An 11,750-nucleotide genomic window follows, 5' to 3' on the forward strand; every position below is an offset into this window, starting at 1 on the left:
ATGCGCTCATTACGAAATTGTAGCGGGCGCTGGATGAAAAATATTTTCATTTGGGGGTTTGTAGTCAACATCACTTACTCGGCTTTTTTTAAACAAGCTCAAGGCGAAAAATCCAAACCCGGAAACCCCGAGTGGACAGCTCATATTTTGATTTTCTAGACTTCTTTCCAAGTCAAACCTTTAAGAAAAGATAAAAACCTCTGCCCTATTCAGGCAGAGGTTTCGACTCATAATTTCCAGATACTTTTACCAAACGTGAATATTTGATCCTGCAATGTCCTCAAAGTTGACATTGATGGCTTTCAACCTTTCCTCGAATACCTTGTTTACTGCAATGCCATGTTGCCCTGATTGCGCAATTGTGGAATTCTTGACGGTCAATGCCCCCACAGGTGCGTTGGTAACATGAATTGCAGCGGAGAAACGATCCTGTACGACCATACCTGCGTGCAGGATTTCCGCGTAGTCAAATTGGTTGTGATCACTCGTCGTGGAAATTCGGATTCCGTGCCAAGATCCAGGAGTTTCGTCCATTCCCTGAATCCTGACAGGTCCACCCTGGATTCCAGCCAATTTCAAGTAAGACTCACCCGTATTTCCGGGAAGAACTGAGATTCCGGCTCCCGGCATCATTTTCAGGATAACTCCCGCTTCCAGTTTCAGGCCAGATTTGATGATCAGGTTATGGTTGCCATGACCTTTTACCAAATAAGGAACCCGCTGCACAAACCCCTTCCAAGTAACCGCCCTCATTCCGAAATCAACAGAAAATTGGGTATCAATCACTACTTCAGGTTTTGAATTATCTTCAAATCGGGTTACATAGGCCAGTTTTTCCACTTGAGCGGTCGATACGATGATGGGATGTCCCTCATGATTGCTGACTAAGTTTTGATCAAATTCAAGGATACTGGCCTCCGCTTTGGCGACCAAGCCATTTGCTTTCCCCATATCCAAAACGGATCGCTCCAGGGTTAACCAACCTTGTTTTCCTAGATTCACGGTGGCGGATTCATTGCCTGTGACAACTGGACCGCTACCCGCGTGGCGAATTTCCGCATAGAGGATATTGCTTTGGTTACTTCCGGAGTTTTCCACATGGATTCCTTTCCAAGATCCTTTGGACTTGGTGATGCCCTCGATGACCACAGGTTTGCCCATTTCACCCAAAAAAAGCAAGCGGGATTCCTGAATGGCACGAATGCCTGCATTTTCAGCCATGTTGATATGGGCTCCGTCGGAAATAACCCAAGACGTCTTGTTATATACCACCATATCCGAAAGGATGTCGTAATGAGCATCAAAAGTCGGCCAAATGTGCTCCGTGCCATCGTTGAGGCGGGTTTCGATCACCTGGATTATTCCGGGTCCGATTTGATTGATGGTAGAAATATCCCGCACCAAGTTGGCGGAAATCCGGACATGGGCGGTGGTGTTGTTTTCTATCTTGTTGGAAATAAACTCCGAGAAATAACCACCAATTGCCACATCCAAACCAACACCGCGATTGGAATGTATATGATTCTTTATCAATTTAATATGCCCTTCCGCTTCAATCATCACTGCGGCACCCAAAGGACCCTGACCAGCATTTTTGATTTCCACACCACGCAGCAGGTTTGCGGGACTTGCTGATTCAATCAGGAGACCTTCCCAGAATCCCAGGGTATTTTCCTTTCCCTGAAATACGATACCTGTGTTGTCCATGGGTGCATCGGCAATGAGCGTTCCGGAGGGCGAAATCGTCATCCGCGCATCCTGTTCAAACCCGATCCGTACACCCGGCTTCACGGTAAGGATAGCTCCTACTTTGACATCCTTCGTCACAATGTAGTCAAATAGCAGGTCCTGATCGACGAATACATTCTCAAGTACCCGATGCTGAAGGATATCTTCGGAGATCAGGATGGGGCCTCCATTACCGCCCGCGGGCGTTACGGTAAGCTCTATCAAGTCCGCGGAGGAATTCGACTGCACCTTGACCGTCAGTTTAACCAAGTACTTGCCGACTTTGTCGGGTTTGAAATTGGCAACAGCATCATCCGGAAACCGGATTTCGGCGACGCTCCCCTCGGGCTTTTGGATAATCTCCCAGCTAAATTCCATGGCTCCTCCCAGTTCGTTAACTGAGCCGGATCCATCGAATTGAGCCGTGTTGCCCAATTCAATTACCTGGTCTTCACCTGCCTTGGCTTCCAGCTTGGAAGCAGGTCCCTCGACCACGATGATTTTAACTGTATCGGTGTCCGACCAGTTTTGATAGCTCACCGTCAATCTGAAGATATACTCGCCCGGCTTATTTGTTGAAAACTGAACCGCAACCTGATTCAAGGATGAGGTCAAGACCTCTGCTCCTTCAGGTTTTTGGATCAATTCCCATCGGAAACTAATGGGCGCTCCGGTGGAATTTGAGGATTGACTGCCGTCCAAAAGCGTGACAGCATTGGGCACCAATTGCTGTTCCTCACCCGCTTCTGCTTTCAGGGGATTTTTAGGATTCTCGACTGGGTCTTCACAGCCTGTGGCCAACATGGCAAAAAGGCTCAATGCTAGGCCCAAAAATTTTAAGTTTCTCATGGTTTTGTTGGTTTAGTTTTAGGGATATGATTCCCTATTCTTCCCCCATGAGATTGGATTTTCATATCTAGGGTTGCATCTACGAAAAAAAAACCAAGAAGGCATTCGTGGGAAAATTGAGGGTTTCCAGTTCCTGTATCATCGACTAGGGGCGCGAAAAAATTGGTCCTCGAATAATCAAGGATTTATTTTCCTAAAGTATAATGACCTATCCAAACGGTGAATCGTGAAGAATTCCGTAAGTTTGAAGATTGTACCTTTTTGACAAATCCCAACCACGAACACCATGGACCGCATTCAGATTATCCAAGAAATCTTCAGCAAGACGCCTTACACCAACTATCTCGAAATAGGCTGCCACAAAGGGAAATCCTTTCTACCCATCCGTGCCGAGCGCAAAATCGCCGTAGATCCAAACTTCATCATACCCATTACCAGAAAGCTTCATTGGCTCGCCAAATGGCCTTCAAACCGCAAAAACACGTATTTTGAGGAGACAAGTGATGCGTTTTTCAACAAAAGAGGAGAATTTCTAAAGCAATTCGGGCCATTGGATGTAATCCTTGTCGATGGGCTGCACAATTACCGGACTTCCCTCAGCGACGTGCTGAACACCCTCAAATATTTCAACCCCAAAGGACTGATCCTCATGCACGACTGCTATCCGCCCGACGAAGCAGCCGCTTATCCCTCTGAGTTTTTCCCGAGCAAGGAAGAGCAAAAGAACATCAAAGGTTGGAAGCACGAGTGGTGCGGTGACGTTTGGAAAGCAATCGTCTACCTGATGAAAAAACACTCCGACGTCCTCGAAGTGGGCGTACTGGATACCGATTATGGTTTGGGATACGTGATGGCAAAACCTGGATTCAAAAACGGGGATTTCAAGATTGATGAGGAATTGTTTTCCGAAATCGACAAACTCACCTATCAGGACATGATGAAAAATCCTGGTGCAACCATCAACCTCAAGGACGCCAAGCATGCGGAAAAGATCATTGCCAAGATCGTAACGGATTCGAAATGAAGGCCAGTTCATTGGATACTTATCGTTTGAATGTGAGCTGATTAAAGAGCACATCAGGAGTCAAAAGGTGCGATAAGACGCTTTGATTGAAGCCAAGGAAAGAGGCTTTTTGCTATTTGAAGTGGGTATGTCTACCGTACACGTAAATCCCGCTTAATGAGAATCGAAAAGTGATTGGATATCTTTATTTTCAATCCTCAACCAACAATTAAACCCTCTAGCCTATGAACCTCAAAAAGACAGCCTTTTTGGCAGTGCTTTGTACCGTCACCGCTTCCGCAATCGCACAGGACGGGACCATCTATCCACTCGAAGCCCCCAAAGAACCCAACGCCATTTTGCTCGGTACAGGCGGTGTCGAGGGACAAACATCCCCGGAAACATGGTTCCGCCAATGGGGTGACCCCATGGCACGCAACATTTCGACCGCAACCCTGACTCCATTCCTCCCCGAGCCGGGCAAAGCCAATGGCACTGCCGTCATCGTCGCGCCTGGAGGCGGTTTTAGTTGGTTGTCTATGGGTAATGAAGGTTGGGAAGTCGCCGAAGCACTTGCCAAACAGGGGATTGCGGCTTTTGTGCTGAAGTATCGCCTCAATCCAACGCCCGCCTCTTTGGAGGATTTTTCAGCTTGGATGAACCGTCCGCGACCAACTCCTCCCCCTGCTGCTGATCCATCCAAAGGAACCCCTGCTCCGCCCCCACCGCCACAGCGGGACCTTTCCAACCAACTCGCGGATGCCGAAGCTGCTTATGCCATGATCGTCAATCGTGCCAAGGAATGGGGCGTAGATACCAACAGAATCGGTATGATCGGTTTTTCGGCCGGTGCCGGACTGACGATGCATTCCACCTTGCATTCAAAAACCATGAAGCTGGCCTTTATCGGCCCGATCTACGGCGGTATGGGTCCGGTGGAAGTTCCACAGGATGCTCCCCCCATGTTCAATGTCATTGCCACGGATGACTTTCTGTTCCGCGGACAGTTTGGGGTCATCGAATCTTGGTTCAAGGCGGGCAGGCCCGTGGAATTTCACCTCTACCAAAACGGCGGTCACGGTTTCGGACTGGGCAATCCCAACCGCACGAGCAATAAGTGGTTTGACGCCTTTGTCCATTGGCTGGATGTGAATGGATTTCTCAGCGCCAAGGCCGGGAAGTGATCCTAGAAAACAAATCTGATGATCCAAAACCCCTATTACTGCAAGAAGCGGAATAGGGGTTTTTCATTCTGGTTGATTTTTAAAAACTAGCGTCCCGTGTTTCGCTGTCAGGGTATTGCGCACCCTGCATGGATTGGCTTTCGAATAATTTTCCGGCAAGGGGTATGCAGCATAGCGAATCTTGGTTTTTTTCCCCAAATTCAGAGATAAAGTCAACCAAACCTCCAACCCATGAAAAAATGCTTTTTTCTCGGCATGATGCTGTTCATGTCCCTCTATGTTTTTGCGCAGAGAGGGAAAACCGCCGCGCCACCGCCACCCACATTTGACGCCACGATTTTCGAAGGTCTGAAGTGGCGCAATATCGGCCCCTTTCGGGGCGGCAGAGCCAACGCCGTTTCAGGTTTACCTGGTAATGACCAAGTCTTTTTTGCCGGATACACCGGCGGAGGGCTTTGGAAAACCGTGGATGCGGGTATCTCCTGGCACAACATTTCAGACGGTTTCTTCAAGACGGGATCCGTCGGCGCCATCGCCGTCAGTGAAGCCGACCCCAACGTCATCTATGTCGGCATGGGCGAACATGCCATCCGCGGCGTCATGACATCCTATGGGGATGGTGTCTATAAGTCCACAGACGGGGGTAAAACCTGGAAAAATGTCGGCTTGGAAAAGACCCGCCATATTTCCGACGTGGTCATCCATCCCTCCAATCCTGAGATCGTATTCGTGGCAGCCCAAGGAACCGCCCACGGCCCCAACGAGGACCGGGGAATTTTCAAAAGCAGCGATGGCGGGAATACCTGGAAAAAGGTCCTGTTCGTCGATGCCAATACGGGGGCTGCTTCCCTGAGTATGGACATCACCAATCCCAGAATCCTGTATGCCGCAACTTGGGAACACCGCAGGTTGCCTTGGCAGGTGCAAAGTGGCGGACCAGGCTGTAGCATCTGGAAATCAGTAGACGGTGGAGATACTTGGTCCAAGATCAATACAGGCCTTCCCGCCGAAATGGGAAAAATCGGCGTGAGCGTGTCCCGCGCAAACCCGCAAAGGGTCTATGCAATCATAGAAGCTGAAAAATCAGTGGCCGGCCTGTACCGATCTGACAACGGCGGCGATACCTGGGCCCATATGACCAACAACGCACTGCTGACCTCGCGCTCTTGGTATTATACCGAAGTCGAGGCCGATCCTGTCAACGCCGATGTGGTCTATGTCCTCAATTCACCCCTGACCAAGTCGATTGATGGAGGGAAAAACTTCAGCGTAGTGCCCGTAAGGCATATCGATACCCATGATCTTTGGATCAATCCCAAATATCCCAACAATATGATTTTGGGAGATGATGGCGGCGCGGAAATCACCTATGACGGAGCCAAGAGTTGGTCTACCCAAGACAATCAGCCCACCTCCCAGTTCTACCGGGTCATCACCGACGCCGTATTTCCTTACAAGGTATATGGAGGGCAACAAGACAATACCTCTGTGATCATCGCCAGCCGCAACAATTTCATTGGCCTTACGGACAAAGACTGGTCCATAGGCCCCGGCTGCGAATCCGCATTTGTCGCTTTTGACCCGAACAACCCCGTGCTGCTCTACGGCGGTTGCTATCAAGGGATCATCGATGTCCTCAATACCGCGGATGGCCACGTCAAGGACATCCGGCAGTACCCGGCCAATATCCTGGCCTACGATGCCAAGGACATGAAGTACCGCTTCAACTGGAATGCGCCCTTAATAGCTTCCCCACATGATTATAGCACCATCTACCATGGCGGCAATATCCTGTTCAAAACCACCAACGGCGGACTCTCCTGGGAGGAAATCAGCCCCGATCTAACCCGCGATGACTCATCAAAACAGGGACCCGGAGGAGCACCCATCACCAATGAAGGCGCAGGGGGTGAGAATTACAACACCTTGAGCTATGTCATCGAATCCGTGCATGAAAAAGGCGTGATCTACACTGGAAGCGATTGCGGACTGGTACACATTACCAAGGACGGAGGAAAGACCTGGCAAAACATCACACCTGCCGGACTTCCCGAAAGCCTGATCCAATCGATAGAGGTTTCGCCACACGACAAGGGCACTGCCTTTATCGCTGCCACCCGCTACAAATTCAATGACTATTCCAATATGTCATTCAAGACCACCGACTACGGAAAAACCTGGACCAAAATCGACGCCGGCGTGGAGAAAGATGACTTCATCAAGGTCATTCGCGAAGACCGAAAAGTAAAGGACCTGCTATACGCCGGAGCGGAGCGCGGTTTCTATGTTTCCTTCAATGGCGGTACCAACTGGCAAAAGCTCCAGTTAAACCTGCCGATTGTACCGGTCACCGACATCACTTTTGCAGAAAATGACCTCGTTATTTCCACCGCCGGTCGGGCATTCTGGATATTGGATGATATCAGCGCCCTACAGCAATCGAAGGGGAATTTTGCGGGCCTCAAAGTCTTTACCCCTAAACCTACCTACAAGTATGAGGGATATACGCCTTCTTGGATGGACGTTCCTCATGGTATCGGAAAAAACCCCATGCCAGGAGTGATTTTGGACTATTACCTGCCTGAGGCAGCAGACAGCTTGGAGGTGAAATTGGAAATTCTCGATGCTTCCGGGAAGGTCATCCGAACCTATTCATCGATCAAGGACGAGGAATTCAAGCCATTCCCTGGCGGCCCCGCACCGGCACAGGTGATTCCCGCCAAGAAAGGCATCAACCGTATTGCTTGGGACTTTAGGGGCGAAACGCTCTTGGCAATACCCAATGCCTTTGTGTACGGGGACTACAGCGGACACCGCAGGGCACCCGGGAAGTACAAGGCAAGGCTGACTTTCAAAGGCGCCGTTGCTGAGGCGGAAATCGACTTGCGCCAGGATCCCAACCTCAAGAATATCAGTGCACAGGATTGGGCCGCCCAACAGGCTTTGTTGGAAAATGCAGCAAAGTCACTGACCGAAATCCACCAATCCGTCATCGATATGCGCAAGGTGAAAAGCCAAATCGAACACCATAACGCCCTACTGAAGGACAAAGAAGAGGCCAAGGCCCTGTACCAAGCTGGCCAAGACCTGATCCAAAAGTTGGTGGACTGGGAGGCCAAACTGGTGGAAACACGCCAAAAGAGCTTCCAGGACGTCATCAACTTCCCCAGCCAACTCAATGCGCAGTACTTTGACCTGAGGGCAGCAGTGGACGTGCACGACCCAAGACTCACCGCCGGTGCCAAACAGCGATTGCAGGATCTGGACATGGAATGGGCAGGTTACAAGACGGCGATGAATCAGCTCATCGAAAAAGACATCGTTGAGTACAATCAAAAATTCAAGGCCCAAAACCTTCCTGCTGTCATCATGAAGTAATCGGCTTCGGTTGGGCCATGATGGATGGCAGAATCGCTCCGCAAAATTTAAAAGATCAAATGGATTTGCCCATAAAGGTGTCAGCATCAAGCGAGGTGCTGGCACTTTTTTTGGACGCGCTCGCAAACAGTCACGGATTCCCCAGAAATTAGAAAATAAACCACTTTTTCCATCCTTCTAAACGGGCCTGATGCTACATTTGGATCATTGGGGAAACGCATTCCCTTACATTCCCATGAAAATCCACAGCAGGTCTTTTTTCAAAAACGAGGTACAGGACAGAGCCGAGTTTGAATCTTGGGTAGCAAAGCTCGAAGCCCATAATGGGCGAAAATACGAACGGTTTGAACTTAAAACCGCACTCGGCAACACCGTCGTTTGGGGCTTGAATGCAGGTCAAAGCAGCGACCCAACTTTAGTGATCTTCCCCGGTGCGAGGACCACTTCCCTGATTTGGGATTTTGACAGGGGCCTGGACCAGCTTGGCCCAAATGTGCGCATCTTCCTGGTCGAGACCAATGGACTCCCCAACCTCAGTGAGGGCGCGACACCCGACATCAAGTCCCTCGACTACGGTCATTGGGCAGCGGAAGTGTTGGTCCAATTGGGTATCCAAAAAGCCTATGTGGCAGGTGCTTCCTTTGGGGGATTGATTTGCATGAAGCTCGCAATCGCGGCACCGGAAAGGGTTATATCCGCGATTTTGCTCAATCCCGGTTGCCTGCAGCCCTTTTCCTTGGGAATCAAGAACCTGTTTTACAACATCCTCCCGATTGTCAAACCAAGCAGGAAAAACGTTTCCCTGTTTTTGGACAAGGCAATTTTCTGCAAACCAAGCCACCAAATGTCGGCTTTCGCAGAAGGGATGTTGGTAGACTATGAGGTGTTTGCGATCTCCCGGTACAAAGACAATACCCAAAAACCCTATTACATGGGCGCGGAATTGGGAAAGACCGAGGCGCCTGTGTACGTACTTTTGGGTGATAAGGACCTGCTTTTCCCCTTCCAAAAATCAATCGACAATGCCAAGCTGCATATCAAAAACCTCAAGGAAATAAAAGTCTATCCAAATGTCGCCCACGGCATTGAGACCTATGCCCCTGCCATCCAGAAGATCCGGGAAATCCTTGAAACCAGCCACTAATTGAGAATTCATAATTGACAATTCACAATTCATAATTGAGAATTCATAATTGAGAATCCATCATTTTTAATTCAAAATTCATTACCCACCCCATTTCCTCCCCAATTCATCCCATTTTTTTTCGGATCAGCGTGGACTGGACTATTCTTGTAGCATAGAAACCAGCGGATTTCCATGAAAAGCAAAAAGACATTCCTAATCCTGATATTTGTGGCTTTGCTGTACCAACTTTGGGAATACCAAGCCCACAAGAAACGACAAGAAAATTTGAATTCTAAACCAACTATTACTACCCTATCCGCCAAGCAGCCATGAAAGAACGCCCCTTACCCTTTAGACAAATCGAATGGTGGGTGATGACCGTCCTCTTTGTCACGATCATCCTCGCCAACATCTTCCAGACCAACTTCTATTACTTTGATCCGAACAATTCAGAACTGGCAAAATACTTCGCCAAGATTCTGATCCCAACGGTCTTGTATTTGGCCTTTTTCCTACACCATCAATTGTTGATTCCCAAAAAGGAAACAAGAAAGAGAAAGCCCATGCACTACCTCCTTTCCTTCGTGATACTGTTGGTGTGCTTCGTGTTGGTCGGGGCATTTTCCCTGATGGGCGAGATCACGCTCAACTTTGCAACGCCTTATTACTTCAGTTCCGTGGGTTTGTATATTGGATACCTGCTTCTCGGCGATGTGCTCGAGCAGATATTTCCAAGGTCCGAAACCAAGGATTTTATGGCTTACAATCTCATCAAGTTGGGGACGATCTTCGCCTTCTCCATGTTATTTTTGTTCGGCCTTCAGGAAGTCGTGCCCAATTGGATACCGGCGGTATACAGTGTATCGATTCCAACCTTGTTCGGAATCTTGGTGTACAATTACTTCTTGATCTACCGCAACAGGCTCCGAAACAGAAAAAAACTGGCCAATTTCAGCTACTTCTTTCTGATCGCTGCTATTGTATTCTTCTTTGTCGTTGTCGCAGCAGAAAACAACAATGAAGGCCTCTTGGTACTTGGCTTGGCGGTTTTGATTACCGTTGCAGGCTTGATACTTCCTTTTTCCAACCTGTTTTTCAAGAAGTATGACCACCTCCTTGGCCAAATCCACTCCCTCAGCTATCGGGTCGATGAAGGTTCGGCCAAACTCTCCCTCCTGCGGATGCAGATCAATCCGCATTTCCTCTTCAATATCCTCAACACGCTCTATGGTACGGCCCTGCAGGAAAACGCCGAAAGAACCTCGGAAGGCATCCAAAAGCTCGGCGACATGATGCGCTTTATGCTGCATGAAAACAGCATGGACAAAATCCCCCTCGCCAAGGAAAAGGAATACCTGATCAACTACGTCGACCTGCAAGTCCTGCGCATCAAGTCGCAGCCCAACATCGACATCGATTTCCGCCACAGCGAGGAAAACTGCAGCGGGCAGATTGCGCCGATGCTGCTGATTCCCTTTGTCGAAAATGCCTTCAAGCACGGCATCAGTTTCCAGAAAAAATCCTGGGTCAAAATCAGCCTGCGCTGTACCGACGGCGTCGTGTACCTCGATGTCAACAACAGTATCCACCGCAGCGATGAAGAGGACCCCGAATCCAAGGCTTCCGGCATCGGCCTCGACAACGTGAAGCAGCGCCTCCAACTTCAATATCCCGGCAAGCATGAGCTTGTCATCCGGGAAAACGAGGTGGAATATTTTGTACATTTAACCATCCAACTCTCCTGACATGCTCCGCGCGATAGCCATAGATGACGAACCGATGTCCCTTGAGGTGATCAAGTCCCATGCTGCCAAAGTCCCATTTCTCGACCTGAAGGCGGTCTACACGGATGCGATCCTGGCCCTGGAATTTATCAAAAACGAGCCCGTCGACCTAATTTTCCTGGATATCAAAATGCCCGACATCTCCGGCATGGAACTCGCCACACTCGTACCCAAGGAAACCATGATCGTGTTTACCACGGCCTATTCGGAACATGCAGTAAAAAGCTTCGAACTCGATGCCCGGGATTATCTGCTCAAACCTTTCAACCTCGGGCGCTTCCTCAAGGCCTGCCAAAAGGCCCTAGAATGGCATGAACTTAAAAACGGCAACTTGGCCGGCACGATGTTTATCAAGACGGGCTACGAACAGGTCAAGGTCAATTTCGAGGAACTGCTCTTCTGCGAAGCCAATGGCAACTATGTCAACTTCCAGCTACCCAAGGAGAAAATCCTCAGCCGTATGACTCTGGGGGAAGTGGAAAAGATTCTGCCAAGCGGTTTTGTGAAAACACACCGATCCTTTATCGTCAACACCCAACACATCCAAAAAATCGAACGCCACCAACTCACCGTCGGCGACAAACTCGTGCCCATCAGCGTCAGCTATCAGGAGGGCTTGATGGATCGGTTGAAATGAGTTTAAGTACGAGGTACGAGGTACAAAGTACGAAGTGTGCATGCCTGATATAGGTTGACAA

7 protein-coding genes are annotated in these 11,750 nt (G+C 49.3%); 6 read left to right on the top strand and 1 reads right to left on the bottom strand.

Annotated features, from left to right (window positions below; all coding sequences use genetic code 11):
- Nucleotides 1–246 precede the first annotated feature (246 nt).
- Entirely contained in the window at nucleotides 247–2,577 is a 2,331-nt protein-coding gene (locus tag C943_RS07620; RefSeq protein ID WP_008626117.1) for a PKD domain-containing protein, read from the bottom strand.
- 286 nt (nucleotides 2,578–2,863) lie between these two features.
- Here C943_RS07620 and C943_RS07625 point away from each other — a divergent pair, with 286 nt between their 5' ends.
- From C943_RS07625 to C943_RS07650, 6 genes are all read left to right on the top strand, one after another.
- Nucleotides 2,864–3,601 carry a class I SAM-dependent methyltransferase gene (locus tag C943_RS07625; protein WP_008626119.1) on the top strand — a complete coding sequence of 246 codons (738 nt, stop codon included), beginning with the start codon at nucleotides 2,864–2,866 and terminating at the stop codon, nucleotides 3,599–3,601.
- Nucleotides 3,602–3,825: 224 nt separating this feature from the next.
- Nucleotides 3,826–4,764, top strand: a complete 939-nt coding sequence (locus C943_RS07630; protein ID WP_008626124.1) for an alpha/beta hydrolase — start codon at nucleotides 3,826–3,828, stop codon at nucleotides 4,762–4,764.
- Nucleotides 4,765–4,995: 231 nt separating this feature from the next.
- Nucleotides 4,996–8,142: a VPS10 domain-containing protein gene (locus tag C943_RS07635; protein ID WP_008626126.1), complete on the top strand. Its 3,147-nt coding sequence runs from the start codon at nucleotides 4,996–4,998 to the stop codon at nucleotides 8,140–8,142.
- 190 nt (nucleotides 8,143–8,332) lie between these two features.
- A complete protein-coding gene (locus C943_RS07640) occupies nucleotides 8,333–9,286 on the top strand; it encodes an alpha/beta fold hydrolase (RefSeq protein ID WP_245545521.1) in 954 nt (317 codons plus the stop codon).
- Between the two features lie 311 nt (nucleotides 9,287–9,597).
- Entirely contained in the window at nucleotides 9,598–11,013 is a 1,416-nt protein-coding gene (locus tag C943_RS07645) for a sensor histidine kinase (protein WP_008626131.1), read from the top strand.
- Nucleotide 11,014: 1 nt separating this feature from the next.
- A complete protein-coding gene (locus tag C943_RS07650) occupies nucleotides 11,015–11,689 on the top strand; it encodes a LytR/AlgR family response regulator transcription factor (RefSeq protein ID WP_008626133.1) in 675 nt (224 codons plus the stop codon).
- Nucleotides 11,690–11,750: the final 61 nt, after the last annotated feature.

It is taken from the genome of Mariniradius saccharolyticus AK6 (assembly GCF_000330725.2).
In the GTDB taxonomy this organism is placed as follows: Bacteria; Bacteroidota; Bacteroidia; order Cytophagales; family Cyclobacteriaceae; genus Mariniradius; species Mariniradius saccharolyticus.

What these genes read in the sequence shown, in the direction of transcription:
- C943_RS07620 (WP_008626117.1), bottom strand. Translation starts at nt 2,577, where the DNA reads ATGAGAAACTTAAAATTTTTGGGCCTAGCATTGAGCCTTTTTGCCATG.
- C943_RS07625 (WP_008626119.1), top strand. Translation starts at nt 2,864, where the DNA reads ATGGACCGCATTCAGATTATCCAAGAAATCTTCAGCAAGACGCCTTAC.
- C943_RS07630 (WP_008626124.1), top strand. Translation starts at nt 3,826, where the DNA reads ATGAACCTCAAAAAGACAGCCTTTTTGGCAGTGCTTTGTACCGTCACC.
- C943_RS07635 (WP_008626126.1), top strand. Translation starts at nt 4,996, where the DNA reads ATGAAAAAATGCTTTTTTCTCGGCATGATGCTGTTCATGTCCCTCTAT.
- C943_RS07640 (WP_245545521.1), top strand. Translation starts at nt 8,333, where the DNA reads ATGCTACATTTGGATCATTGGGGAAACGCATTCCCTTACATTCCCATG.
- C943_RS07645 (WP_008626131.1), top strand. Translation starts at nt 9,598, where the DNA reads ATGAAAGAACGCCCCTTACCCTTTAGACAAATCGAATGGTGGGTGATG.
- C943_RS07650 (WP_008626133.1), top strand. Translation starts at nt 11,015, where the DNA reads ATGCTCCGCGCGATAGCCATAGATGACGAACCGATGTCCCTTGAGGTG.